This is a genomic window from Methylobacterium frigidaeris (assembly GCF_022179185.1).
In the GTDB taxonomy this organism is placed as follows: Bacteria; Pseudomonadota; Alphaproteobacteria; order Rhizobiales; family Beijerinckiaceae; genus Methylobacterium; species Methylobacterium frigidaeris.
On record NZ_BPQJ01000057.1, the window covers coordinates 1 to 23657 of the forward strand.

The window sequence follows — 23657 nt, forward strand, 5'->3', positions numbered from 1 at the left end:
CACAGGTTCAAATCCTGTCCCCGCAACCAAGATCATGAAAAACCCCGCGAGGCTCTGAGCCTCGCGGGGTTTTTCATGGCTTGCGACCGGTTTCAGCGCCTGGTGACGGAGCAACTGGTCAGGCAGCCTGCTTGGGTCGCTCGCGGTGACGGATGTCGGGCGGCTTGCCGTGCAGGTCAACCTCGTACCGGGATCGGCGTGTCGTCGCCGTGCGGGACGTCGGAGCCGGAGATCACCTCCCGGCGCAGAAGGCGGTCAGGGATTGCAGCGTGGCCGCAGTCGCGCCGAGCCAGCCCGAACTCGACGCCGTCGCACGCGAAAATCTCGGCCTGACGATACAGCGGAAGATGATCGTCGAACTTCGCCACTGCGATGCGGGCCGGCAGCCCCGGACCCTGCCCGCTCGCGGGGACCCGCATGGTGGGGCGTGGGCGCCTGGACCACCTGCTCCGCAGGCACGGCAGGCGAACGCCTCGCGCATGCGGCGCACGAGCTTGAACCGGGAGCGCGAGTTCGACTCGTGCTCCCTCAGAGCATGAACGGCCGTGCGGCAGCCTCGTAGGCGCCGTAGCCCAGCGTCGCGCTCAGCTCCGTGGGCGGCAGGGCACCGTCCGCGGCCGACTGCCCGGCGGCGAGGGCGGCAAGCCCGCTGCGGATTCCCGCGACCGCCGGGGACAGGAGCCCCGTCGGGAAGGTGCCGATCTTCAGCCCGAGTTCCGCCGCCCGCGCTTGGCTCGGTGTTTCCCGCGGTGCGCCGGGGGACAGCACGGCGAAGTGCGGGCGTCCCCGGCTCGCCGCGACGGCCCGCCGGATCTCGGCCTCGTCGGCCGGCGAGTCGAGGAACAGGAGGTCGGCCCCTTCCTCCACGAACAGCTCGATGCGGCCGACCGCCTCCTCGATGCCCTGCGTCGGCCGGCAATCGGTGCGCGCCATCACAAGGATGCCGGACTCCTTCGCGGCCTCGACCGCGGCCCGGATCTTCATGCGCGCCTCGTCCCGCGGCAGGCAGGGCTTGCCGGCGGCGGTGAGGGCCCTCGGCGTGACCTTGTCCTCGATCAGCACGGCGGCGGCCCCGGCCCGGCCGTAGGCGCTCACGGTGCGCTGCACGTTGATCGCGTTGCCGTAGCCGTGGTCGCCATCCGCCAGCACCAGCGTGCCGGGGGCGGCACCGCGCACCATCTCGAGGGAGTTCAGCATCTCGCCGAAGGAGATCAGGTCGAGGTCCGGCCCGCCGAGCCTGGACGCAGCCACGCACGAGCCCGACATGAACGCGGTCGCGAAGCCGGCATTGGCCGCGAGCTTGGCGCTCAGGCCGTCCCAGACCGCCGGCATGACGATGAAACCGGGCTGGTCCAGCAGGGCGCGCAGGCGGTCGGGAGGTGTCATGGCGTGAGCTCCTGGCATGGTCCGCCGGGCCTTCGCGTGATCGGGACTCGGCCGCTCCAATCGGTTCAGCCCCCGGCACCGATCGTCGGCTCAACCCGCCCTGGCGGCGTCGGTCCCGAGCTCTACGGGAGGGGCGTGCCCATAGCCAAGACGGCTTTGCTCTGGCTTGATAGCGTTTCCCTATGCCCCCGGTCGCGACGCCGCGCCCGTGAAGACGAGCCCATGAACTTCAAGCGCCTTCAGTACTTTCTGAAGATCGTCGACATCGGCAGCATGACGCAGGCCGCCGACGTGCTGCACGTGGCGCAGCCGGCGCTGAGTCAGCAGCTCGCCACCCTCGAGGCGGAGACCGGCCAGAAGCTCCTGGTGCGCACCACTCGCGGCGTCACGCCGACCGAGGCGGGCAAGGTGCTCTACCGTCACGCCCAGGCGATCATGCGTCAGTGCGACCAAGCCCGGGTCGACATGCGGGCGGCCGGCGAGGGCCTGTCCGGCGCGGTCTCCGTGGGCCTTGCGCCAGGAACCGCCGCCGCACATCTCGCGCTGCCGCTGCTGCGCGAGATGCGCGCCCGCCATCCCGGCATCGTGCCCTATCTCAACGAGACCTACGGCACGACGCTCTCCGAACTCGTCATGAACGGTCGGATGGATCTCGCGGTCCTCTACGGCGGGACGATGGAGGTCCACGGACTCACCTTCCTGCCGCTCCTGCGCGAACCGCTCTACCTCGTCGGACCGGCCGGCATGACGCAGCGGCCCGATCCGGTTCCGCTGCGCGATGTCGGCAGCCTCGAACTGTATCTGCCGCGTCCCTACAACGTCGTGCGCAAGCTCGTCGACGGCGCCTGCGCGGGGATCGACCTCGCGCCGCGCGTCGCCGCCGAGATCGAATCGGCCGACACCCTCAAGGCCGTCATCGCCGCGGGCCTCGGGGCGACGATTCTGCCCGAGTCGATGGCCCGGGAGGTGACGGCCTCGGCGCCGTCCTGGCGCGCCCGGATCGTCGAGCCGGCGATCGAGGCGCCCCTCGCCCTGTGCCAATCCGACCACCTGCCGCTCTCCGAGCCCGCCCAGGCGGTCCGGGCACTGCTGCTGGAGCTGGTGCACGACTGGCCGCGGCACCTGCTCGCCGGCGGGACCACGGCGACGCGGCCATAACCGGCCCTTATCGGCGCAGTGCCAATCCCTCTTGGCGCCTGGCCGGACGCGTCACTAGCGTGCCTCACGAGCGGCCGGACCGGCCGACAGATGGCACCTGCAATGACCATGGACGAGATCAAGGCGCTGATCGACGCGATGGCCGCGTCCGATCTCGCCGAGATGGAGATCGCGAAGGACGGCTGGACCCTGCGACTGGCGCGCCCGGCCGGACGCGCAACTGGGACGGCGACCGAACCCGCGGATCCCGCACCCGAGGCGTCCCGATCCGGGCGCCACGAGGCCGGAGGCCCGGCCCCGGCGCCCGCGCCGGCCGCCGCGAACGACGTGCGCGCGCCGCTGGCGGGCCTCGCCTATCTGGCGCCCTCCGCCGAGGCGCAGCCCTTCGTCGCGGTGGGACAGGCCGTCGAGGCGGGCGCCCTGCTCTGCACCGTCGAGGCGATGAAGACCTTCCACGAGGTCCGTGCCGCCCGCGCCGGGATGATCGCGGCGGTCCTCGTCGCCTCCGGCGACGAGGTCGAGGGCGGCCAGCCGCTGTTTCGCTTGGCGTGAGGGAGCGATGTTCGATACCGTCCTCATCGCCAATCGCGGCGAGATCGCGCTTCGGATCCAGCGGGCCTGCCGAATGCTGGGCCTGCGCACCGTCGCGGCCTACTCGGAGGCCGACCGGGATGCGCCCCACGTGCGGCACGCCGACGTCGCGGTCTGCGTCGGCCCGGCCCCGGCCGGGCGCAGCTACCTCGACGCGACCGCGCTCCTCCTCGCCGCCCGGGCCACCGGAGCGGGCGCGATCCATCCCGGCTACGGCTTCCTGTCCGAGAACGCCGACTTCGCCGCGCGGGTGACCGAGGCCGGCCTCGTCTTCATCGGTCCGGACGCGGCCTGCATCCGCACCATGGGCGACAAGGTCGCCGCCAAGGCGGCGATGCGCGAGGCCGGCGTGCCCTGCGTGCCGGGCTCGGAGGGCGCCCTGCCCGACGATCCGGACGCGATCCGCCGCATCGCCGCCGAGACCGGCTATCCCGTCCTCCTCAAGGCGGCGGGCGGCGGGGGCGGGCGTGGCATGCGCGTCGTGCGAGAGGAGGAAGCCCTCCTCGACACCCTGGCGCTGGTGCGGGAGGAGGCGCGGCGCGCCTTCGGCAACCCGGCGATCTACGTCGAGAAGTTCCTCTCCACCCCGCGCCACGTCGAGATCCAGGTGATCGGCGACGGCCGGGGCAACGCGGTCTGGCTCGGCACCCGCGACTGCTCGCTGCAGCGCCGGCACCAGAAGGTGCTGGAGGAGGCCCCGGCCCCGGGTCTCGACGCAGCGAGCGTGGCCGATGTCGGCGGGCGCTGCGTCGAGGCCTGCCGCCGCCTCGGCTACAGCGGCGCCGGCACCTTCGAGTTCCTGGTCGAGGATGGCCGCTTCTACTTCATCGAGATGAACACCCGGGTGCAGGTCGAGCACCCGGTGACCGAGATGGTGACGGGCCTCGACATCGTCGCGGAGGGGATCCGCGTCGCCCGCGGCGAGCCCCTGAGCCTGCGCCAGTCCGACATCGCCGCCCGCGGCCACGCCGTCGAGTGCCGGATCAACGCCGAGGACCCCGCCACCTTCGCCCCCTCCCCGGGCCGGATCGCACGCTTCGACCTGCCGGGCGGCCCGGGCGTGCGGGTCGACAGCCACGTCGGCGCCGGCAGCGTGGTGCCGCCGCACTACGACTCGCTGGTCGCCAAGCTGATTGTGCACGGGGCCACCCGTCACGAGGCCCTGGCCCGCCTGCGCGTCGCCCTGTCCGAGACGCGGATCGAGGGCATCGCCACCAACCTGCCCCTCCACGTCCGCATCCTCGCCGATGCGGGCTTCCAGGCCGGCGGGGTCGACATCCACCACCTCGAGGCGATGCTGGGGCGCGCGGCGGCATGAACGGACGAAATCCGATCCTCGCCGAGGCGCCGACCGAGCCCATGACGGGCATCAGCCTGCTCGGCACCACGGCGCTCCTGTTCGAGGCGCCGGGCGAGACGAGCCTGGCGGTGCAGCGCCGGATCTGGTCGCTGGCCCGCGAGGCCGAGACCTGGCCGGAGGTGCGCGAGGCGGTGCCGGGGGTGAACAACCTGCTCGTGACGTGGCGCGAGCCGCCCCGCCGCCTCGCGGCGATCGTCGAGCGCCTCGCCGCCGCCTGGGAGACCGCCTCCCCCCTCGCTCTCGAAGGCCGCACCGTCGAGCTGCCGGTGGTCTATGGCGGCGAGGGCGGGCTGCACATGGCCGACGTCGTCGCCCATACCGGCCTCTCCCCGGAGGCGATCGCCGAGATCCACGCCGCCCCGGTCTACCCGGTCTACGCGCTGGGGAGCCACCCGGGCTACTGCTACCTCGGCGGCATGGATCCGCGGATCGCCACGCCGCGGCGCAAGGTGCCGGTGCTGCGCATCCCGGGCGGCGCCGTGTCGATCGGCGGCGCGCAGACCGGGGTCTCGGCCTCGCCGGGCCCGAGCGGCTGGAACACCATCGGGTCGACCGACATGATCTTCTTCGACGCGGCCCGCACGCCGCCGGCGCTGCTCCAGCCCGGCGACAGCATCCGCTTCCGCATCGCCGGGGTGGTGCGATGATCCGCCTCCTCGCCTGCGGCGCGCTCGCCACCGTGCAGGATCGCGGGCGCCTGGGCGCCCTGCGCTGGGGCGTCGGAACGGCCGGCGCCATGGACGCCCCGGCGCTGGCCGCCGGCAACCTCCTCGTCGGCAACGCGGACGAGGCGGCCGGCATCGAGGTCCAGGTGCTGCCGCTCGAGATCCGGTTCGAGGCCGCCGCCGCCTTCGCGGTCACCGGGGCCGATTGCACGGCGACGCTCGACGGGGTCCTGGTCCTGCCCTGGACCGCGGCGCGGGCGCGGGCCGGCGCGACCCTGCGCCTCGACCGGCCGGCGGCGTTCCGGGCCTGGGGGGCGCGGTCCTATCTCTGCGTGGCCGGGGGGATCGACGTGCCGATGGTCCTCGGCTCGCGGGCGACGCAGCTGCGCGGGGCGATCGGCGGCCTCGAGGGCCGGGCGCTCCGGGCGGGCGACGCGCTGCCCGTCGGCCGCGCTGCCGAGGGACCGCCGCCCGGGACCGGGCTGGTGCCGCCGGCGATCGCCCTGCCGCGCGCGGTCGACGGCGTTCCGGCCCTGCGGGTGCTGCCCGCCGCCGAGTACGACCGCTACACCACGGATTCGCTCGCGGCGTTCTGGGGCGAGCCCTGGCGGATCACGCCGCAGAGCGACCGCTACGGCTTCCGGCTCGCCGGGCCGACCCTCGTGCCCCTGCGACCTCTGGAGCTTCGCTCGCACGGGATCGTGCCGGGCGTGATCCAGGTGCCGCATGGCGGTCAGCCGATCATCCAGATGTGCGACGCCCAGCCCTCAGGCGGCTATCCGAAGATCGGCACCGTCATCGAGGCGGATCTCTGGCGTCTCGCCCAGGCACCGATCGGCAGCCGGATCCGCTTCGTCGAGACCGGCTGGGACGAGGCGCTCGCCGCCCGCGACGCACTGGACGGCTGGCTCGCCGCGGCCCGGCGCGACCTCTCCTGCCTCTCGCCCCGGAGCGCCGCATGACCTCGCCGCTCGCCCGCATCCCCGAGCTCGCCGCGTGGCTCGCCGCGTCCGGCATCGATGAGCTCGAGCTCCGGGGCCCGGAGGGACAGGTGCGCCTCGCGCGCGGAATTGGCCCAAGTGGAAGCGGCGGGTCCACGGCTGCGGCGGCCGGCCCCTCGCCGCGGGCGGAGCCCGCCCCCGGGACCGTCCGCTCGCCGGGCGTCGGTCACTTCCTTCCGGCCCATCCGCTGCGCGCCGAATCCCTCGTCGTCCCGGGCGAGCGGATCGCCGCCGGGCAGCCGGTCGGGCTCCTGCGCGTCGGGGCCCTGCTCCTCACCGTGACGGCGCCCCGCGCCGGTACCGTCATCCGGGTCGTCGCGCCGGAGGGCGCCCTCGTCGGCTACGGCGACCCGCTCATCGATGTCCGGCCGGAGGAGTAGGCCATGCAGATCGACCTCAACGCCGATCTCGGCGAGGGCTACGGCCCCTGGCGGATGGGGGACGACGAGGCCCTCCTCGACGTCCTGTCCTCGGCCAACATCGCCTGCGGCTTCCACGCCGGCGACCCGCTCATCATGGAGCGCACGGTCCGGGCAGCGGTGGCGCGGGGCGTCGACATCGGCGCCCATGTCGGCTTTCCCGACCGCCAGGGCTTCGGCCGCCGGGTGATGCAGGTCGAGCGCGACGAGCTGTGCGCGATGGTCGTCTACCAGCTCGGCGCCCTCGCCGGCATCGCCCGGGCGCAGGGCGCGCGGGTGACCCACATGAGCTTCCACGGCGCGCTCGGCAACATGGCGGCGGCGGACGCGGCGCTGGCCGCGCCCCTCGTCGCGGCGGTGGCCCGGTTCGACCCGCAGCTGACGGTCCTCACCTCGCCGAGCCGCGCGCTCGAGCAGGCCGCGGCGGCTCACGGCCTGCGCATCGCGAAGACCTTCCTGGCCGACCGGGCCTGCGACCGCGACGGTCTCCTGGTGCCGCGCCGGCTGCCGGGTGCGGTGATCCACGACGAGGCGCAGGTGCTGGAGCGGGTGCGCCGGCTGCTCGCCGAGGGTGTCGTCGTCACGCACGAGGGCGAGCGCCTGCCGCTTCGGCCGCACGCGATCCTGGTCCACGGCGACACCCCCGGCGCGGTCACCCTCGCCCGGGCGGTGCGCGCTGCCGTCGCGGAGGCCGGAGGAGAGGTCGTTCCCCTGTCGCACCAGAATGCGGCGTCAACATAACCTCGTCTTATCGCGGCACAGCAAATCCGTCTTTGCGCACCTTCCACGGCGTCACCTAACTCTCATCAACTGTCACGGACCCGCCATGCCGTTCTCCGATTACACAACCGCCCTCGTGACCGGTGCCTCGGGCGGCATCGGCGCGGCCGTGGTGGAGCGCTTCCGCCGCGAGGGGCTCGAGGTCCACGCGGTCGCCCGCAGCCGGGCTCCCCTCGAGAAGCTCGCCGCGCGCACCGGCTGCGTGCCCCACGTCATCGACGTCGCCGACACCGCGGCGCTCGCCGACCTCGCGGCGAAGGTCCCGTTCGACGTGCTCGTGAACAATGCGGGCGTCGACACCCCGCGCAAGCTCCTCGACGCCCAGGCGGCGGATATCGACCTTCTGGTCGACGTGAACCTGCGGGCGGTGCTGCACCTGTGCCGGCTCGTCGTGCCGGGCATGGCGGCGCGCGACCGCGGCCACGTCGTCAACATCACGTCGATCGCCGGCAACTACAATTTCGGCGGCAACTCGACCTATCACGCCACCAAGGCGGCGGTGGCGATGCTCTCCAACCAGCTGCGCATCGACACCTTCGGGCGCCGGGTGCGGGTGACGGAGATCTGCCCCGGACGCGTCGCCACCGACATCTTCGCCCACGTCCACGGCGACACGCCGGAGGTCCGCGCGCGCTTCATCGACGGCTTCGAGCTGCCCGAGGCCGCCGACATCGCGGACGCCATCGCCTTCGCGATCGCCGCGCCGCGGTCGATGAATGTCGGCCACATGGAGATCACCCCCACGCTCCAGGTGATGGGCGGCCTCCAGACCGCCCGTCCCGACGCGTCCGCGACCTGAAGGGCCACTCGCCGTGCATGGGTTCGACCTCCTCGCCGTCCTGTCCAATCCGGACTTCGCCCGGATGCTGTGGCGCGGCGCGCTGGTGACCCTCGTGGTCGCTGCGGGCTCGTGGTGCCTGGCGATGAGCCTCGCCCTCGTGCTGCTCTCCTTGCGCCTCGCCCCCGTCCGGATTGGCGACCGCCTGGTCGCGGCCTACGTCTCCTACCACCGCAACGTGCCGACTCTCGTGCAGCTGATGCTGTGGTACTTCGGCATCGCGAGCCTCCTGCCCGACGCCGTGCAGTACTGGCTCAACGACCACGGCGCCGAGACGATCTACGGCATCCTCGGCCTCGGCCTGTGCCAGGCGGCGTATTTCAGCGAGGACCTGCGCTCGGGCCTACGCGCCGTGCCGCCCGGGCAGGCGGAAGCCGCCCGGGCACTCGGCCACGGCTTCCTCGGCAGCCTGCGCTACGTGCTGATGCCCCAGGCGATCCGCAACGCCCTGCCGGCCCTCGTCAACCACTCGGTCTCGCTGTTCAAGAACAGCTCGCTCACCATGGCGATCGGCGTCTCCGAGCTCACCCATGCCGTCAAGGAGGTCGAGAACCTGAGCTTCCGCACCTTCGAGACCTACCTGATCGCCACGATCGCCTATCTCGCCGTCTCGCTCGTCATCATGGGCGTCGGCGCCGTGCTGCAATGGCGCGGGCAGGTCATGGGAGCACGCTGACGATGATCGGCGATATTCTCACGATCCTGCGCGACAACTGGCTGCTGCTCCTGGTCGGCCAGTACCCGAACGGACCGCTCGGCGGGTTCGCCGCCACCCTGCTCCTCTCCGCGCTGTCGATCGCGCTCGCCTTTCCCTTGAGCGTGCTGATCGCCCTCGCCCGGCTGTCGCGAAACCCGCTCCTGCTGTGGCCCTCGACCGTGCTCGTCTACGTCGCCCGCGGCGTGCCGCTTCTGATGCTGATCCTGTGGGTCTACTTCATGGTGCCGCTCCTGATCGGCGCCGCCGTACCGGGCTTCGTCACCATGCTGGTGACCCTGGTGCTCTACGAGGGCGCGTTCCTGAGCGAGGTGGTGCGCGGCGGCATCGTGGCGCTCGGGCGGGGGCAGATGGAGGCGGCGCGCGCGCTCGGCCAGTCCTACCCCCAGGCGCTCCTCTACATTATCCTGCCGCAGGCGCTCTATAACGTCATCCCGAGCCTGATCAGCCAGTTCGTATCGACCATCAAGGAAACGACGCTCGGCTACGTCATCAACGTACCGGAGCTGACGTTCGCAGCAAACCAGATCAACAACCAGCTGCTGACCAAGCCGTTCCAGGTCTTCTTCCTGCTGGCCATCATCTACTACGCCGTGTGCTGGACGCTGACCTTCCTGGCGGTCCGGCTCGAGCGGCGCATCGCCCGCCGACGTGCCGGCCCGGCCGCCGCGCCGGCTCCGCTCACCGTCCGCCAACTCACGGCCGAGCCATGACGTCCGACGCCGAGATGATCCCAGACGTCAAGATCGCCGAAACCAGCAACGCCGGCACCGCCATGATCCGCTTCGAGAACGTCACGAAGTATTACGGGGCGTACAAGGCCCTCGATGACGTCACGGCGGAGGTCGGGCGCGGCGAGGTGGTGGTGGTCTGCGGGCCTTCGGGCTCCGGCAAGTCCACCCTGATCCGCACCGTCAACCGGCTCGAGGAGATCGCGTCGGGCACCCTCACCTTCGACGGCGAGAGCGTGCACGGGCCGCTCAAGGCCGCGGCGCTCAACCGTCTGCGCAGCCGGATCGGCTTCGTGTTCCAGAGCTTCAACCTGTTCCCGCACCTCTCGGCCCTCGACAACGTCATCCTGTCGCCGATCAAGGTGAACGGCGCGAAGCGCGAGGTCGCCAAGGCGCGCGCGATGGCGCTCCTCGACCGGGTCGGGCTGTCCGCGAAGGCCGGGGCATATCCGGCCCAGCTCTCCGGCGGCCAGCAGCAGCGCGTCGCCATCGCCCGGGCGCTGGCGATGGAGCCGCCCGCCATGCTGTTCGACGAGCCGACCTCGGCCCTCGACCCGGAGATGGTCGGCGAGGTGCTGGCGGTGATGCGCAGCCTCGCGGCGGACGGCATGACGATGATGTGCGTCACCCACGAGATGGGTTTTGCCCGCGAGGTCGCGGACCGGATCTGGTTCATGGATGCCGGCCGCATCCTCGAGACCGCGCCGCCGGACGCCTTTTTCTCCAACCCGCAACACCCGCGCGCCAAGAAGTTCCTCTCGGACCTGCGCCACTAGAGCATTTTCCGACGAAGTGGCCGCCGGATCTGCGACACGACCGGCGTTCATCAACGAAGCGAGCGGGCGAAGCGCCGGTCTGCCGACGCAAGTCCGCCCGGAGCATCGCTTCCGGGAGACGGACGTCTTCCCGGAGCCGATGCCGCACCCTCGAAGATCTGGAGCCGTGCTCGATCGCCGCGCGATCGTGCGCTGCTCGAGCCGCCCCCTGCCCCGCGCCTGCCTGGAGCCGCCCGATCATGTCGTTGAAGACGCTCTCCCTCAGCCTCGCGCTCGGCGTCGCGGTCCAGGCGGCCGCCGGCCCCGCGCGCGCCGACCAGCTCGCCGACATCAAGGCCCGCGGCGAGCTGCGCTGCGGCACCTTCGCCGACGTGCCGCCCTTCGCGGCCCCCGACCCCAAGACCCGCGAGATGGTCGGCTTCGACGTCGACCTGTGCCGGGACATCGCGAGGCGCTGGGGCGTCAAGGCGGCGATCACGCCGCTCTCCGTCGAGTCGCGGGTGCCCGAGGTGAAGCTCGGCCGCGTCGACATCACCATCGCGAACCTCGCCTATACGCTGGGCCGCGCCGAGCAGATCCAGTTCTCGGATCCCTACTACCTCGCCAAGGAGATGCTCGCCGTGAAGGCGAGCGATCCCTCGACCTCGAAGGCGGACTACAAGGGCAAGCGCCTGTCCTCGACCAAGGGCTCGACCTCCGAGCTCGCGATCCGGATGAACGGCTCGGAGCCCCTGACCTTCCAGGATACCGGCTCGGCGTTCATGGCGGTGCAGCAGAACAAGTCGCTCGGCATGGTGGCCAACACCATGACGATCACCAAGCTCGTCAACGAGTCGCAGACCCGTGGCGTCAAGCTCAAGATGATCGCTGAGCCGATGGTCTACCAGCCGATCGGCATCGGGATGAAGAAGGACGAGCCGGCGCTGCTCGCCAAGGTCAACGAGACCCTGCGGGCGATGGAGACCGCGGGTGAGATCGACGCCGCCTGGACCAGGTGGCTCGGCCCCGACACCGAGTACAAGCTGACGCGCACCGAGAAGGTGACCCCGCTCGCCGAGTTGAAGTTCGAGCCGATCCCATGAGGCCGCGGTGAAGCGCATCGTTCGGACCTGCACGACGACCGCCACGGCGGCTTCGGCACGGTGTGGGTCGAGGAGCCGGTGATGCTCGGCCGCGAGGTCGCCGGCCTCGTAGCCGCAAGGGCGGCGGACGTCGCGGTGGGCGACCGCGTGGCGGTCAACCCGAGCCGGCCGTGCCGGGCCTGCCCGTTTCGCCCCAACAGCCTGCCCAACCCACTGCGAGGGGGCGCGCTTCTCCGGCAGCGCGATGCCAGTCCCGCACGGGCAGGGCGCGTTCCGGCAGGGGTGGTCCGCGACGCCTCGCGCACTGGCCGGAGCCGGCTTTCCATCGGGTCGGGATGGCACCCCGATCCGGTCCCTCCACCGCCCCGGCAGCACCGCGCGGGGCAGGTCCGCCCAAGGGCCCCGTCTTCCTTTCCGCGGGGCGCCGGAACCTGGAACGCGACATGATACGAACCGCAGACCGCTAGGCGAACGTGACGCTCTCGGCGTCCGCCGCGATGACCGACAAGGCGCGCGAGCTGCGCGCTCAGGGCATCGCGATCATCAGCCTGTCCTCGGGCGAGCCCGACTTCCCGACACCGCCGCACGCGATCGAAGCCGCGCACAAGGCCGCCCTCGACGGGGACACCAAGTACCCGCCGCTCGGCGGCACGCCGGCCCTCAAGGCGGCGATCCAGCGCAAGTTCAAGCGCGACAACGACCTCGACTACGCGCCGGACGAGATCCTGGTTGCCAATGGCGGCAAGCAGATCATCTTCGACGCCATCCTGGCGACCTGCAACCCGGGCGACGAGGTGGTGATCCCGGCTCCGGGCTGGATCACCTACGCCGACATCGTGGCGCTGGCGGGCGCCAGGCCGGTGCCGGTGCCCTGCCCGGAGAACAACCGGTTCAAGCTCCGGCCGGAGGACCTCGAGGCAGCGATCGCCCCGCGCACCCGCTGGGTCATCCTCAACTTCCCGAACAATCCCACGGGCGCGGCCTGCACCTCCGCCGAGATGCGGGCGCTCGCCGAGGTCATCGAGCGCCACCCGCAGGTACTCGTCCTCACCGACGACATCTACGAGCACCTGGTCTACGACGACTTCACCTTCTGCACCCTGGCGCAGGTCGCGCCACAGCTGAAGGGGCGGGTGCTCACGGTCAACGGCGCCTCGAAGGCCTATGCGATGACGGGCTGGCGCGTCGGCTATTGCGGCGGGCCGCGGGACCTCATCGCGCCGATGAGCAACATCCAGCTTCAGTCGACCGGCGGAATCACGACGGTGTCGCAGGCGGCCACGGTCGCGGTGCTCGACGGGCCGCAGGAGTTCCTGGCCGAGCGCGCCGCCATCTACCGCGAGCGGCGCGACCGCGTCGTCGAGATGCTGAACGCGATCCCGGGCATCCGGTGCCACACGCCGGAGGGGGCGTTCTACGTCTTCCCGAACATCGCCGACTGCCTCGGCCGGAGCACCGCCGGCGGGCGCCAGATCAGTACGGACACGGACTTCGTCACCGCTCTCCTCGCCGAGGCGCACGTGGCGGCGGTGCCGGGCAGCGCCTACGGCATGAGCCCTTACATCCGTCTGTCCTACGCTACCGACATGGAGGCCCTCGTCGAAGGCTGCCGGCGCATCGAGGCGTTCTGTACCGCCTTGCGCTGAGGGGACGCCCCCGTCCGAAGGGACGACCATCGGCGGTCAATCGTTCGCATGCGTGTCGCAGGCGCGTCGAACGTGAGGACCAAAGCGATCCTCCTTCTGCAACATGTAACGCAGAGCGTCTTCCCAGCTCAAAGAACGAGCCATGCTCCCTGCGAGCCCCGAGCCTCCATCGCCCGCCAGGCGGGCTAGGGACTGCCGGGTCATCCGGCGACAGGCCTCGGCAGAGGGCGGCTCTGCGCGAGCGGAATCGCAGGATAGAGGGAAGAGTAGCCCCAATCCCCAGTCGAGGGCGCGCCGGACCTGATCCGGCGTGATCCATCGGTGCGGGCTGTGGCGCTCCGTCGGGGCGGTCGAGCCCGCCGCCCTGCGATGGGTCGATGGGATGGGTCGATCGGGGCTGCCGCTCTCGTCCGCTCGCGCCGGCAGCCTGACCCACAGCATCCGGCCTCCGGGACAATCCGGGGCAGTTCACCCTCGCGACGACGGGCGCTCCATCGCGGCACCGGCGCGGCGCAGGGTCTCGTCGAAAGGATTCAGGCGGGCCGCGATTCCGGCCGCCTCCCGCCGGAGCATGCCGGCGATGGCGTCGCGGCGCTCGCCGGCGAGGCGGTCGACCGTGCTGCCGACGCTCAGCGCCGCCACCGCGCGGCCGTCGGAATCCAGGATCGGCACGCCGAGCCCGGCCATGCCGGGGATCAGGCCCGACGCCGCCGCGCAATAGCCGAGGTCGCGCGTGCGGGCGATCTCGGTGTGCAGGAAGGCCTCGTCCAGGCTCGTCACTTCGCGGATCCGCGGCAGGTTGTAGCGGATCACCGCCTCCTGCTCGTCCGCCGGCAGATGCGCCAGGATCGCCATCGCCCCCTGGCCGAGGCCGAGCATCACCCGGCCGCCGATATCGCCGGTGAAGGAGCGGATCGGCAGAGGACCCGCCGTGCGGTCGATGCAAACCGCCTCGTAGCCGCTGCGCACGAGGAGGAAGACCGTCTCGCCGAGCGCTCCGGTGAGGCGCAGCAGCGCCGGGCGGGCGAGGTCGCGCAGGCCGAGCGGGTTGCCGGCCTGGGCGGCGAGGCGAAAGAGGCCAAGGCCGAGCCGGTAGGTCTTGGTTGTGGAATCGAGATCGACCAGTTCCTCGGCGACGAGCGCCCGCAGCAGCCGCAGGGCCGTCGGCGCCGGCAGGCCGGTCGCCGCGGCGAGTGCGCTCAGGCGCGCGCCGCCGGCGCCCGCCTCGCCGAGATGGCGCAGCAACCCGGCGATCCGCGCCGGCCCGGATCGATCGGCGAATTTCGGTTGGGCCGCATCTGACATGCCGCTCACGCCCATCGTTTTCATTCAGTGAAAGAATATTGGCAAAATCGTTCGCCTGTCGAAATAGCTGTTGCCCAAGTCGCGGCAACGATCAATCCTCCCCGCATGGGATTCGGGGAGAGGTCGTCGATGCGGCGATCAGCGGAGGAGCGGGGCAGCGATGCTTGAGCCGGCGGGACGGGTCGCGATGGTCTCGGGCGCCTCGCGCGGCATCGGGCGGGCCGTGGCGGACCGGCTGTCCCGGGCCGGCTATCGGATCAGCGCCGGCCTGCGCGATCCGCGCGCCGCGCCGGACGGGTGGTACGCCTGCCGCTACGACGCCGAGAAATCCGGCAGCGAAGAGGCCTGGACCGCCGCGACGCTGGATCAGTTCGGCCGGATCGACGTGCTGGTCAACGCCGCCGGCATCAACCCGATGGCCCGCTTCCTCGATCCGGACGAGACTGCCTTCGACGCGCTCATGGCCGTCAACGTGAAGGCGCCGATGCGGGTGATCCGGGCGGCCTGGCCACACCTCGTCGCCTCAGGCAGCGGACGGATCGTCAACATCGCCTCGCTCTCGGGCAAGCGGGTGCGCAATGACAATGCCGGCTACGCCATCGCGAAGGCGGCACTCATCAGCCTCACCCAGGCCGTGCGGCGCGAGGGCTGGGAGCACGGCATCCGGGCGACCGCCTTCTGCCCGGGCTTCGTCGAGACCGACATGACCGCCCACGTCACCAAGCAGCCGCGGGAGATGATGTCCCGGCCGGAGGATGTCGCCGCTGTGATCGAGACGCTGGTGCGGCTGCCCAACACCGCGAGCGTCGCCGAACTGCTGCTCAACTGCCGGCACGAGGACATGCTGTGAGCGGGTTGTTCCAGCGCCTCGCGCAGCGGCCGGGCCCGGCCGTTCCCTTCACCATCGACGGGGTGGCGGCGGAGGCGAAGGCCGGCGACCTGCTGATCGGCGCGATCCTGCTGCACCGGCGCGCTCTGCGCCGGTTCGAGTTCGGCCCCGGCGAGCGGGCCGGCTGGTGCCTGATGGGCGCCTGCCAGGATTGCTGGGTGACCTTGGCCGACGGCCGGCGCGTGCGCGCCTGCACCACCCTGGTCGAGCCCGGCATGGCCGTGGTCACGGGAGGGGTCGGTGGCTGACCCGGTCATCGCGATCATCGGCGCGGGGCCGGCGGGCCTGCGGGCGGCGCAGGTCCTCGCCGAGGCGGGGTTGCGGCCGCTCCTCATCGACGAAGGCCACCGCGCCGGCGGCCAGATCTACCGCCGGCCGCCGCCCGGTGCCGAGCGGCCTGCCGCCGCACTCTACGGATTCGAGGCTGGCCGGGCGCAGGCGCTGCACGACCTCGCCGACGCGCTGGCCCCGCGCATCGGGTATCGTCCCGGCACGATGGTGTGGGGGATCGCGACGCGGGGTTCACCGGGTTTCGACCTCGACTGCCTGGGGCCCGGGGGCCATGACCGGATCCCGGCCGACCGGCTGGTGCTCGCGACCGGCGCCATGGACCGCACCCTGCCCTTCCCGGGCTGGACCCTGCCGGGCGTGTTCACCCTCGGGGCGGCGCAGATCGCCCTGAAGGCGCAGGGCATGACGATCGGCCGGCGCGTCGCCCTGGTCGGGGCGGGGCCGCTGCTGCCGCTCGTCGCCCATCAATACGCCAAGGCGGGGGCGGAGATCGCCGCGGTGCTCGACGTCACGCCGCTCGGGCCGAAAGTGCAGGCGGCCCCCCGCCTCGCCGCAATGCCGGCGACCCTCGCCAAGGGGGTCTGGTATACCCTGCGCGGGGCATTGCGCGGGCTGCCGGTGCGCTCGGGGGTGCGGGCGGTGGCGGTCGAGGGCGACGTCCAAGTCGAGGCGCTGGCCTGGGAGGATTCGCGGGGCCGCCGGCAGCGGGTCGCCTGCGACGCGGTCGGGGCGTCGTTCGGCCTGCGCAGCGAGGCGCAAGCCGCGGACCTCGCCGGGTGCCGCTTCGTGTTCGAGCCGGTGACGCGGCAATGGCAGCCGGAGCGCTCGCCCGAGGGCCGTGCCTCGCACCCGCACGTCTATCTCGCCGGCGACGGCAGCGGCATCGGCGGCGCTGACGTGGCCGAATTGCAGGGCGAGCGCACGGCGCTGACGTTGCTCGCTGATCTCGGCCGGCCCCGCGACGCCGCCCGCGAGGCCCGCCTCGACCGGACGCTCGCGCGGCAGGCCGGGTTTCGCGCCGCGCTCGAGGCCGCCTACCCCTACCCTCATCACCTCATCGCAAAGATCGGCGACGACGAGATCGTCTGCCGCTGCGAGGGCATCACCGCGGGCGCCCTGCGGCGGGCCGCGACCGAGCGGGACGCCCGCGAGATGAACCGCCTCAAGGCCCTGACCCGGGCCGGGATGGGCCGCTGCCAGGGCCGGGTCTGCGGCCACGCCGCCGCCGAGATCCTGGCCGACCACCTGCACGTGCCCGTCGAGACGGTCGGCCGCCTGCGCGGGCAGGCGCCGATCAAGCCGATCCCGATGCGGGAGCCGGCGTGATGGAGAATCTCACCGTCGACGTCGCGATCATCGGCGGCGGCATCGCGGCCTGCGCCGCCGCCGTGTCCTTGCGCGAGGCCGGGCTCTCCGTGGCCGTGCTGGAGAAGCGCCTGTGCGGCGCAGGCGCCAGCGGGGTGAATTTCGGCGGCGTGCGCCAGCAGGGCCGGGATTTTTCGGAGTTGCCGCTGTCGCGGCGCTCCCGCGTGCTCTGGGACGGGCTGAACGCCAGGCTGGCGGAGGATGTCGGGTTCGAGGCGACCGGCCACATCAAGCTCGCCCGCTGCGAATCCGACATGGCGGTGCTGGAGGCTTACGCCCGCGACGCGGCCGGGCACGGCCTCGATCTCCAGCTCCTCGGGCCGAACGCGCTGCGCGCCGAGATGCCGTGGCTCGGCCCGGCGATCGTCGGCGCCTCGCTCTCCCCCAGCGACGGGCAGGCCAATCCGCGGGTGGTGGGCCCGGCCTTCGCGCGGCTGGCCCGCCGCCTCGGGGCGGAGGTGCGCGAGCACGCCCCGGTGCGCCACGCAGTCCATGACGGGTCCGGCTTCACGGTCGAGGCCGAGGGCGTGACCGTGCGGAGCCGCAGCCTCGTCAACGCCGCCGGCGCCTATGGCGGCGCGGTGGCGGGGTGGTTCGGCGAGACCGCCCCGGTGGCGCCGCTCAGCCCCAACATGGTGGTGACCGAGCCTCTGGCGCCGCTGGTGACGCGGTCGATCGGGGTCGTCGGCGGCGACGTCTACGTGCGCCAGACCCGGCGCGGCAACGTGGTGCTGGGCGGCGGCCGGGGTACGGCGGACATCGCCGACGGCCTCGCCCGACCGGTGGCGGCGACCTCGCTCGGCGCCATGGGGAAGACCCTGACCCTGATCCCGGACCTCGCCCACGCCCAGGTCATCCGCAGCTGGAGCGGCCTCGACGGCGAGATGCCGGACCACATCCCGGTCATCGGGCCCTCCTCGACCACGCCCGGCCTGGTTCATGCTTTCGGCTTCTCCGGCCACGGTTTCCAGCTCGGCCCGGTCGTCGGCGAGATCCTGGCCGAGCTCGTGACGCAGGGCCGCTCCGCCTCCCCCCTCCATCCGTTCCGGATCGAGCGCTTCGCCGCGTGGCGCGGGCCGTACCGGTCGGAGGGCGAGATCGAGCACTGACGAGAACAACGACCCAGGGGGATCACCACGATGAGACGCTTCCTCTTCGCAGCTTTCGCCCTGCTCGCCGCCGGGCCGGCCCTCGCACAGGGCACCAAGACCCTGACGATCGGCATGGCGGCGGCCGACGTCAGCCAGCTCGATCCGTTCCGAGCCACCAGCACCCAGGACAAGCCGGTCGTGTCCTGGATCTTCAACGGGCTGGTGCGCTTCAAGCCGGGCTCGACAAGCCTGGAGACCCTGGAGCCGGACCTCGCCGAATCCTGGACCCGCTCGGAGGATGGCCGGACCTGGACGTTCGCCTTGCGCAAGGGCGTCACGTTCCACGGCGGCTACGGCGAGATGACCGCCGACGACGTGGTGTTCTCGCTCAAGCGCGCCGCCGACCCCAAGACCTCGTCGTTCTCGACCGACTACGCCGCTTTCGAGACGATCGAGGCGGTGGACCCGTACACCGTGCGGATCACCCTCAAGCATCCGGTGCCCTCGCTGCTCGGGCTCGTGGCGAACTATCACGGCGGCAACGTGCTCAGCCGCAAGGCGGTCGAGGCGCTGGGCAACGACTTCCGCCTCAAGCCCATCGGCACCGGGCCCTTCGCCTTCGCCGAGTACAAGCCGAACGAGAGCGTGCGGCTGATGGCCAACCCGGATTACTTCCGCGGCAAGCCGAAGCTCGGCGGCATCCTCTACCGGCTGATCCCGGCCGACGCCGCCCGCGACCTCGCCTTCACCTCGGGCGAGCTCGACGTCGTCTACGGTCGCCAGGACCAGCGCTGGGCCGAGCGGTTCGGCCGCGAGCCCGACGTCTCGGTCGACATCGTGCGGCCGGCGGAGCTGGCGCTGCTGCATCTGAACATCAGCCACAAGCCCCTCGACGACGTGCGGGTGCGCCGCGCCATCGCCCATGCGATCAGCCAGGCGCAGATCGTCCAGTTCAAGGGCGCCAGCGTCACCGAGCCGGCGGTATCGATCATCCCGAAGGGCTATCTCGGCACCGACGACAAGGCGCCGCTGCCTCCTTACGACCCCGCCAAGGCCAAGGCGCTGCTGGCCGAGGCCGGCCACCCGAACGGCATCACCATCACGGCGGTCCAGACCAGCCTGCCGACCATGCTGACCGCGATGCAGATCGTGCAGGGCCAGCTCAAGAAGGCCGGGATCGAGCTGAAGCTCGACGTCGTCGACCACCAGACCTTCCACGCCCAGATCCGCAAGGATTTATCGGACGCGGTCTACTACGCGGCGGCGCGCTTCCCCGTCGCCGACACCTACCTGACCCAGTTCTTCGATTCGGCCTCGACGGTCGGCACGCCGACGGCGGTGACCAACTTCTCGCACTGCAACGCGGCCGATGCCGAGATCCGGAAGGCCCGCACCGAGCCCGATCCGGAGACGCAGAAGACCCTGTGGAAGGCGGCGCAAACCAAGATCATCGAGCAGGTCTGTGCCGTGCCGCTCTCCGAGGGGCTGCAGGTCTGGGCGCACAAGAAGACGGTCGATTACGGGTACGACTTCAAGGGGGCGATCCACCTCGGGCCGGTGATCACGGAAGCGACGGACAAGAAGTAGGCACTCTCTGCGCACGATCTGCCTGCTTCTCACGGCAAGTCGCGTGCATCGCCTCTCCCCGCGGGCGGGGAGAGGAGAGATCCGCGCTTCATCCGGCGACGTTGCGATAGTTCCCTCCAACCCCCGGCCCGCCCATGCTCCAGTTCATCCTCAAGCGCTTCCTCCTGGCGATCCCGACGCTGGTGGCGGTGCTGACCGTGGTGTTCGTGCTCGTGCGGGTGGTCCCGGGCGATCCGACCATCGTGATCCTGGGCGACCAGGCGAGCGAATCCGCCCGGGCCGACCTGCGGGCGAAGCTCGGGTTGGATAAACCGATCGTCGTCCAGTACCTCGCCTTCATGGGGCAGATCGCCACCGGCGATATCGGCCGCTCCCTCACCACCAACCGGCCGGTGCTGGAGGACGTCGCCCACGTCCTGCCCTACACGATCGAGCTGACGCTGGCGGCGGTGGCGATCGGCGTCGGGGTCGGCGTGCCCCTCGGCGTTGTGGCGGCGCGGCGGCGCGACGGGCTCGCCGACTGGATCGCCCGCATCGTCTCGCTCGCCGGCGTTTCCTTCCCGGCCTTCGTCTCCGGCATCCTGCTGCTGATCGCCTTCGCGGTGCAGCTGCGCTGGTTCCCGGTGATCTCGACCCCGCGCACCGGCGGCCTCCTCGACCGGCTCGGCGCGCTCGTGCTGCCGGCGCTCAATCTCGGCCTCCTGATGGTCGCCTACGTCACCCGCGTCACCCGCTCCGGCATGCTGAAGGCGCTCTCCGAAGATTACGTCCGCACCGCCCGGGCCAAGGGCATGCCGGGGCGGGTCGTGGTCTGGCGACATGCCCTGCGCAACGTGCTGGTGCCGGTCGTCACCGTGGTCGGGCTCTATCTCGGCGTCCTGATCGGCAACGCGGTGCTGACCGAGATCGTGTTCAACCGGCCCGGCCTCGGCAAGCTGATCGTGACCGCGCTGACCCAGCGCGACTACAGCCTGCTCCAGGGCCTGATGGTCGTCTCCGCCTTCGCCATCGTGGTCGCCAACGTGCTCACCGACATCGCCTACGGCCTCGTCGATCCGCGGGTCTCGGCCCAATGAGCGCCGCTGCCGCCTCCGCCGCCCCGAGCGCCTGGCGCCGGGCCACCCGCTCGCCGGGCCTGATGATCGGCGCCGTCACGGTGCTGGTCGTGATCGCCCTCGCGATCCTGGCGCCCTGGATCGCCCCCTACGATCCCAACGAACAGGACCCGGTCGCCGCCCTGATGGGGCCGTCCGCCGAGCACTGGTTCGGCACCGACTTCTTCGGCCGCGACGTGCTCTCGCGGGTGATCTGGGGCGCCCGGATCTCGCTCTCCGTCGGCTTCCTCGCCACGATCATCGGCGTCGTCCTCGGCACGGTGATCGGGGTGGTGGCCGGCTATTTCGGCGGCTGGACCGACCGCCTGATCACCGCGGCCACCGACGTGCTGCTCAGCTTCCCGCAGCTCATCATGGGACTGATGCTGGTGGCGGTGCTGGGGCCGAGCCTCGGCAACCTGATCCTCGCCATCGCGGTCACGGCGGTGCCGGCCTTCATCCGCATCGCCCGGGGCTCGACGCTGGCCATGCGCCAGCGCGACTTCGTCGATGCCTGCCGGGCGCTCGGCTACTCGGACCTCCGCATCATGTTCGGCCACATCCTGCCGAACATCCTCGACGAGGTGGTGGTGCTGGCCTCGCTCTGGCTCGCCACCGCGATCCGCACCGAATCGACCCTCGCCTTCATCGGCCTCGGCGTGCCGCCGCCGACCGCGACCTGGGGCAGCATCGTGCGCGAGGGTTTCGACAACCTGCTCGATGCGCCCTGGCTGTCGATCTTCCCGAGCCTGGCGATCCTGGCCGTGATGATCGGCCTCAACCTGATCGGCGACGGCCTGCGCGACGCCACCGACCCGCGGGGGGCGCCATGAGCACCGCGACACCGGACCTCCTCAAGGTCGAGGGGCTGACCACCCAGATCCGCGTCGGCGGCACCTGGTACGACGCGGTGCGCGAGGTCTCGTTCGCGGTCTCCGGGGGTGAGACCCTGGCCCTCGTCGGCGAGTCGGGCTGCGGCAAGAGCCTCACCGCGCTGTCGGTGATGGGGCTCCTCGCCCCCAAGATCGGCCGCGTCGCCGCGGGCTCCATCGTGGTCGACGGCACCGACATGCGGGCCGCCTCGGAGGCTCAGCGCGAGGCGATGCGCGGCGACCGCCTGGCGATGATCTTCCAGGAGCCGATGACCTCGCTCAACCCGGTCCTGACGATCGGCTTCCAGATCGCCGAGGCCCTGCGGCGTCACCGCGGATTGTCGAAGGCGGCCGCACGCGAGAAGGCGATCGCGCTTCTCGAGCGGGTGCGGGTGCCCTCGGCGGCCGAGCGGATCGACGCCTATCCGCATCAATTCTCCGGCGGCATGCGCCAGCGGGTGATGATCGCGATGGCGCTCGCCTGCTCACCCCGGGTGCTGATCGCCGACGAGCCGACGACCGCGCTCGACGTCACCATCCAGGCCCAGGTGCTGGCCCTGCTCGCCGACATCCAGCGCCGCGAGGGGCTGGCGGTGCTGCTCATCACCCACAATCTCGGCGTCGTCGCCTCGGTCGCCGACCGGGTGATGGTGATGTATGGCGGGGACGTGGTCGAGAGCGCGCCGGTGCGCGCCTTCTTCGCTCAGCCCACCCACCCCTACGCCGAGGGGCTGCTCCAGGCGATGCCGCGGGTCGACCGGGTGCAGGCACTCGCGGCGATCCCCGGCACGGTGCCGACCCTGCCGGAGATGCCGGAGGGCTGCCGCTTCCAGGGCCGCTGCCCGCTGCGGGAGGAGCGCTGCCGCGAGCGGCCGCCGCTGGTGCCGCTCAAGGGCGCTTCCGACCACGCGGTGCGCTGCTGGGTGAGGGCCGCATGAGCACGACGCCTTCTCCCCTGCTCGAGGTGCGCGATCTCTCGAAGACCTTCACGATCCGCCGCGGCTTCCCGGTCGCGAAGACCAGCCTGGTGCGCGCCCTCGACCGGGTCTCGTTCACGGTCGCGCGCGGCGAAGCGCTCGGCGTCGTCGGCGAGTCGGGCTGCGGCAAGTCCACCACCGCCCGGGTGGCTTTGCGCCTCACCGACGCGGATGGCGGCACGGTGCGGTTCGACGGCCAGGACGTGCTGGCCGCCTCCGCCGGCGCGATGCGGCGCCTGCGGCGGCGGATGCAGATCGTGTTCCAGGATCCGGCCTCCTCCCTCGATCCGCGCCAGCGCATCGGCGAGGCCTTGGGCGAGCCGCTGCGAGTCCACGGCCTCGCCCGTGGGTCGGAGCTGACGGAGCGCGTCGCCGCTCTGCTCGCAGAGGTCGGCCTGCCGGCGAATGCCGCTGCGCGCTTCCCGCACGAATTCTCCGGCGGCCAGCGCCAGCGCATCGGCATCGCCCGGGCGCTCGCGCTCGGGCCCGACCTGATCTTCGCCGACGAGCCGGTCTCCGCCCTCGACGTCTCGGTCCAGGCGCAGATCCTGCGGCTGCTCGAAGCGCTGCGGCAGGCCCGCAACCTCGCCTTCGTTTTCATCTCGCACGATCTCGGCGTGGTGCGGCATTTCTGCCAGCGAGTGACCGTGATGTATCTCGGCCGGGTGGTGGAGAGCGGCCCCGTCGGCCAGCTCTTCGAGGAGCCGCTCCACCCCTACACCCAGCTCCTCAAGGCCTCGTCCCCGGTGCCGGATCCGGAGCGGCCGGTGGCGATGAGCTTCCAGGAGGGCGAGCCGCCCTCGCCGCTCAAGCCTCCGGCGGGCTGCCACTTTCATCCCCGCTGCCCGCGCGCCTTCGACCGCTGCCGCGCCGAGGCGCCGGCCTTGCGCGAAGCGGCGCCCGGACGCGCTGTCGCCTGCCATCTCTACGGCGGGGCGTGACGGGCCGTTCCCTCCGCAGACGACCACCTCCACCGGGACATGAGGGCGCTATCCCCATCGCCTCTGATTGCTCTAGCTTCCCCAACGGCGACGAAAC

At 71.8% G+C, this 23657-nt stretch carries 26 protein-coding genes; 23 read left to right on the top strand and 3 right to left on the bottom strand.

The annotated features are described in order from the left end of the window. Positions 1-176 precede the first annotated feature (176 nt). Both MFF64_RS31985 and MFF64_RS31990 read right to left on the bottom strand, forming a co-directional pair. The gene (locus MFF64_RS31985; RefSeq protein ID WP_438823114.1) at positions 177-419 is read right to left on the bottom strand and encodes an IS66 family transposase; all 243 of its coding nucleotides are present in this window, start codon (positions 417-419) and stop codon (positions 177-179) included. Positions 420-528: 109 nt separating this feature from the next. Continuing rightward, positions 529-1386 (bottom strand): isocitrate lyase/PEP mutase family protein, encoded by an 858-nt coding sequence (locus MFF64_RS31990; RefSeq protein WP_238193356.1) that lies wholly within the window; start codon positions 1384-1386, stop codon positions 529-531. A gap of 222 nt (positions 1387-1608) precedes the next feature. On the opposite strand from MFF64_RS31990, the gene nac reads away from it, so the two are divergent. The 14 genes from nac to MFF64_RS32060 all read left to right on the top strand — a co-directional run bounded on the left by nac (position 1609) and on the right by MFF64_RS32060 (position 13148). After that, on the top strand, positions 1609-2544 hold the full coding sequence (gene nac, locus MFF64_RS31995) for a nitrogen assimilation transcriptional regulator NAC (protein WP_238193357.1): 936 nt from the start codon (positions 1609-1611) through the stop codon (positions 2542-2544). 90 nt (positions 2545-2634) lie between these two features. Further along, positions 2635-3096, top strand: a complete 462-nt coding sequence (locus tag MFF64_RS32000; protein WP_238193358.1) for an acetyl-CoA carboxylase biotin carboxyl carrier protein — start codon at positions 2635-2637, stop codon at positions 3094-3096. Positions 3097-3103: 7 nt separating this feature from the next. After that, a complete protein-coding gene (gene accC, locus MFF64_RS32005) occupies positions 3104-4453 on the top strand; it encodes an acetyl-CoA carboxylase biotin carboxylase subunit (protein ID WP_099900300.1) in 1350 nt (449 codons plus the stop codon). Then, positions 4450-5142 carry a 5-oxoprolinase subunit PxpB gene (pxpB, locus tag MFF64_RS32010; RefSeq protein WP_238193359.1) on the top strand — a complete coding sequence of 231 codons (693 nt, stop codon included), beginning with the start codon at positions 4450-4452 and terminating at the stop codon, positions 5140-5142. Before accC ends, pxpB begins: the two co-directional genes overlap by 4 nt. Further along, a complete protein-coding gene (locus tag MFF64_RS32015; protein ID WP_099900302.1) occupies positions 5139-6122 on the top strand; it encodes a 5-oxoprolinase subunit C family protein in 984 nt (327 codons plus the stop codon). Before pxpB ends, MFF64_RS32015 begins: the two co-directional genes overlap by 4 nt. After that, positions 6119-6541: an acetyl-CoA carboxylase biotin carboxyl carrier protein gene (locus MFF64_RS32020; protein WP_099900304.1), complete on the top strand. Its 423-nt coding sequence runs from the start codon at positions 6119-6121 to the stop codon at positions 6539-6541. The genes MFF64_RS32015 and MFF64_RS32020 overlap by 4 nt, the downstream gene beginning before the upstream one ends. A 3-nt stretch (positions 6542-6544) precedes the next feature. Continuing rightward, entirely contained in the window at positions 6545-7321 is a 777-nt protein-coding gene (locus tag MFF64_RS32025; RefSeq protein ID WP_238193360.1) for a LamB/YcsF family protein, read from the top strand. Positions 7322-7406: 85 nt separating this feature from the next. Next, positions 7407-8159 carry an SDR family oxidoreductase gene (locus MFF64_RS32030; protein WP_099900795.1) on the top strand — a complete coding sequence of 251 codons (753 nt, stop codon included), beginning with the start codon at positions 7407-7409 and terminating at the stop codon, positions 8157-8159. Positions 8160-8172: 13 nt separating this feature from the next. Then, complete coding sequence (locus MFF64_RS32035; protein ID WP_238193361.1) at positions 8173-8874, top strand: amino acid ABC transporter permease; 702 nt, start codon at positions 8173-8175, stop codon at positions 8872-8874. A 2-nt stretch (positions 8875-8876) separates the two neighbouring features. Beyond that, positions 8877-9626, top strand: a complete 750-nt coding sequence (locus tag MFF64_RS32040) for an amino acid ABC transporter permease (RefSeq protein WP_238193362.1) — start codon at positions 8877-8879, stop codon at positions 9624-9626. Positions 9627-9640: 14 nt separating this feature from the next. Next, positions 9641-10420, top strand: a complete 780-nt coding sequence (locus MFF64_RS32045) for an amino acid ABC transporter ATP-binding protein (protein ID WP_425324357.1) — start codon at positions 9641-9643, stop codon at positions 10418-10420. A 239-nt stretch (positions 10421-10659) separates the two neighbouring features. Continuing rightward, the gene (locus MFF64_RS32050) at positions 10660-11502 is read left to right on the top strand and encodes an ABC transporter substrate-binding protein (protein ID WP_238193363.1); all 843 of its coding nucleotides are present in this window, start codon (positions 10660-10662) and stop codon (positions 11500-11502) included. 81 nt (positions 11503-11583) lie between these two features. Next, entirely contained in the window at positions 11584-11949 is a 366-nt protein-coding gene (locus MFF64_RS38710; RefSeq protein ID WP_438823115.1) for a hypothetical protein, read from the top strand. Positions 11950-11999: 50 nt separating this feature from the next. Next, complete coding sequence (locus MFF64_RS32060) at positions 12000-13148, top strand: pyridoxal phosphate-dependent aminotransferase (RefSeq protein WP_099902163.1); 1149 nt, start codon at positions 12000-12002, stop codon at positions 13146-13148. A gap of 468 nt (positions 13149-13616) precedes the next feature. Here the strand turns inward: MFF64_RS32060 and MFF64_RS32065 are convergent, their stop codons facing one another. Then, positions 13617-14453, bottom strand: coding sequence for an IclR family transcriptional regulator (locus MFF64_RS32065; RefSeq protein WP_238193367.1), 837 nt, complete (start codon positions 14451-14453; stop codon positions 13617-13619). Positions 14454-14613: 160 nt separating this feature from the next. On the opposite strand from MFF64_RS32065, the gene MFF64_RS32070 reads away from it, so the two are divergent. The 9 genes from MFF64_RS32070 (at position 14614) to MFF64_RS32110 (ending at position 23560) form a co-directional block, all read left to right on the top strand. Beyond that, complete coding sequence (locus MFF64_RS32070) at positions 14614-15303, top strand: SDR family NAD(P)-dependent oxidoreductase (RefSeq protein WP_099902880.1); 690 nt, start codon at positions 14614-14616, stop codon at positions 15301-15303. Further along, complete coding sequence (locus MFF64_RS32075) at positions 15300-15590, top strand: (2Fe-2S)-binding protein (protein WP_099902882.1); 291 nt, start codon at positions 15300-15302, stop codon at positions 15588-15590. Before MFF64_RS32070 ends, MFF64_RS32075 begins: the two co-directional genes overlap by 4 nt. Continuing rightward, on the top strand, positions 15583-16959 hold the full coding sequence (locus tag MFF64_RS32080) for an FAD/NAD(P)-dependent oxidoreductase (protein ID WP_099902884.1): 1377 nt from the start codon (positions 15583-15585) through the stop codon (positions 16957-16959). Before MFF64_RS32075 ends, MFF64_RS32080 begins: the two co-directional genes overlap by 8 nt. Continuing rightward, positions 16959-18107, top strand: a complete 1149-nt coding sequence (locus MFF64_RS32085) for an NAD(P)/FAD-dependent oxidoreductase (protein WP_238193364.1) — start codon at positions 16959-16961, stop codon at positions 18105-18107. Before MFF64_RS32080 ends, MFF64_RS32085 begins: the two co-directional genes overlap by 1 nt. A 30-nt stretch (positions 18108-18137) precedes the next feature. Next, positions 18138-19676 carry an ABC transporter substrate-binding protein gene (locus MFF64_RS32090; protein ID WP_099906561.1) on the top strand — a complete coding sequence of 513 codons (1539 nt, stop codon included), beginning with the start codon at positions 18138-18140 and terminating at the stop codon, positions 19674-19676. Positions 19677-19810: 134 nt separating this feature from the next. After that, positions 19811-20752: an ABC transporter permease gene (locus MFF64_RS32095; RefSeq protein ID WP_099906560.1), complete on the top strand. Its 942-nt coding sequence runs from the start codon at positions 19811-19813 to the stop codon at positions 20750-20752. Continuing rightward, on the top strand, positions 20749-21603 hold the full coding sequence (locus MFF64_RS32100; protein ID WP_099906558.1) for an ABC transporter permease: 855 nt from the start codon (positions 20749-20751) through the stop codon (positions 21601-21603). The genes MFF64_RS32095 and MFF64_RS32100 overlap by 4 nt, the downstream gene beginning before the upstream one ends. Next, on the top strand, positions 21600-22580 hold the full coding sequence (locus MFF64_RS32105) for an ABC transporter ATP-binding protein (protein WP_099906556.1): 981 nt from the start codon (positions 21600-21602) through the stop codon (positions 22578-22580). The genes MFF64_RS32100 and MFF64_RS32105 overlap by 4 nt, the downstream gene beginning before the upstream one ends. Then, positions 22577-23560, top strand: coding sequence for an ABC transporter ATP-binding protein (locus MFF64_RS32110; protein ID WP_099906554.1), 984 nt, complete (start codon positions 22577-22579; stop codon positions 23558-23560). The genes MFF64_RS32105 and MFF64_RS32110 overlap by 4 nt, the downstream gene beginning before the upstream one ends. Positions 23561-23657 lie beyond the last annotated feature (97 nt).

Excerpts from the sequence above, each read along its gene's own strand:
- MFF64_RS31985 (WP_438823114.1), bottom strand. The coding sequence starts at position 419 with ATGCGGGTCCCCGCGAGCGGGCAGGGTCCGGGGCTGCCGGCCCGCATC.
- MFF64_RS31990 (WP_238193356.1), bottom strand. The coding sequence starts at position 1,386 with ATGACACCTCCCGACCGCCTGCGCGCCCTGCTGGACCAGCCCGGTTTC.
- nac (WP_238193357.1), top strand. The coding sequence starts at position 1,609 with ATGAACTTCAAGCGCCTTCAGTACTTTCTGAAGATCGTCGACATCGGC.
- MFF64_RS32000 (WP_238193358.1), top strand. The coding sequence starts at position 2,635 with ATGGCACCTGCAATGACCATGGACGAGATCAAGGCGCTGATCGACGCG.
- accC (WP_099900300.1), top strand. The coding sequence starts at position 3,104 with ATGTTCGATACCGTCCTCATCGCCAATCGCGGCGAGATCGCGCTTCGG.
- pxpB (WP_238193359.1), top strand. The coding sequence starts at position 4,450 with ATGAACGGACGAAATCCGATCCTCGCCGAGGCGCCGACCGAGCCCATG.
- MFF64_RS32015 (WP_099900302.1), top strand. The coding sequence starts at position 5,139 with ATGATCCGCCTCCTCGCCTGCGGCGCGCTCGCCACCGTGCAGGATCGC.
- MFF64_RS32020 (WP_099900304.1), top strand. The coding sequence starts at position 6,119 with ATGACCTCGCCGCTCGCCCGCATCCCCGAGCTCGCCGCGTGGCTCGCC.
- MFF64_RS32025 (WP_238193360.1), top strand. The coding sequence starts at position 6,545 with ATGCAGATCGACCTCAACGCCGATCTCGGCGAGGGCTACGGCCCCTGG.
- MFF64_RS32030 (WP_099900795.1), top strand. The coding sequence starts at position 7,407 with ATGCCGTTCTCCGATTACACAACCGCCCTCGTGACCGGTGCCTCGGGC.
- MFF64_RS32040 (WP_238193362.1), top strand. The coding sequence starts at position 8,877 with ATGATCGGCGATATTCTCACGATCCTGCGCGACAACTGGCTGCTGCTC.
- MFF64_RS32045 (WP_425324357.1), top strand. The coding sequence starts at position 9,641 with ATGATCCCAGACGTCAAGATCGCCGAAACCAGCAACGCCGGCACCGCC.
- MFF64_RS32050 (WP_238193363.1), top strand. The coding sequence starts at position 10,660 with ATGTCGTTGAAGACGCTCTCCCTCAGCCTCGCGCTCGGCGTCGCGGTC.
- MFF64_RS38710 (WP_438823115.1), top strand. The coding sequence starts at position 11,584 with ATGCTCGGCCGCGAGGTCGCCGGCCTCGTAGCCGCAAGGGCGGCGGAC.
- MFF64_RS32060 (WP_099902163.1), top strand. The coding sequence starts at position 12,000 with ATGACCGACAAGGCGCGCGAGCTGCGCGCTCAGGGCATCGCGATCATC.
- MFF64_RS32065 (WP_238193367.1), bottom strand. The coding sequence starts at position 14,453 with ATGTCAGATGCGGCCCAACCGAAATTCGCCGATCGATCCGGGCCGGCG.
- MFF64_RS32070 (WP_099902880.1), top strand. The coding sequence starts at position 14,614 with ATGCTTGAGCCGGCGGGACGGGTCGCGATGGTCTCGGGCGCCTCGCGC.
- MFF64_RS32085 (WP_238193364.1), top strand. The coding sequence starts at position 16,959 with ATGGAGAATCTCACCGTCGACGTCGCGATCATCGGCGGCGGCATCGCG.
- MFF64_RS32090 (WP_099906561.1), top strand. The coding sequence starts at position 18,138 with ATGAGACGCTTCCTCTTCGCAGCTTTCGCCCTGCTCGCCGCCGGGCCG.
- MFF64_RS32095 (WP_099906560.1), top strand. The coding sequence starts at position 19,811 with ATGCTCCAGTTCATCCTCAAGCGCTTCCTCCTGGCGATCCCGACGCTG.
- MFF64_RS32100 (WP_099906558.1), top strand. The coding sequence starts at position 20,749 with ATGAGCGCCGCTGCCGCCTCCGCCGCCCCGAGCGCCTGGCGCCGGGCC.
- MFF64_RS32105 (WP_099906556.1), top strand. The coding sequence starts at position 21,600 with ATGAGCACCGCGACACCGGACCTCCTCAAGGTCGAGGGGCTGACCACC.
- MFF64_RS32110 (WP_099906554.1), top strand. The coding sequence starts at position 22,577 with ATGAGCACGACGCCTTCTCCCCTGCTCGAGGTGCGCGATCTCTCGAAG.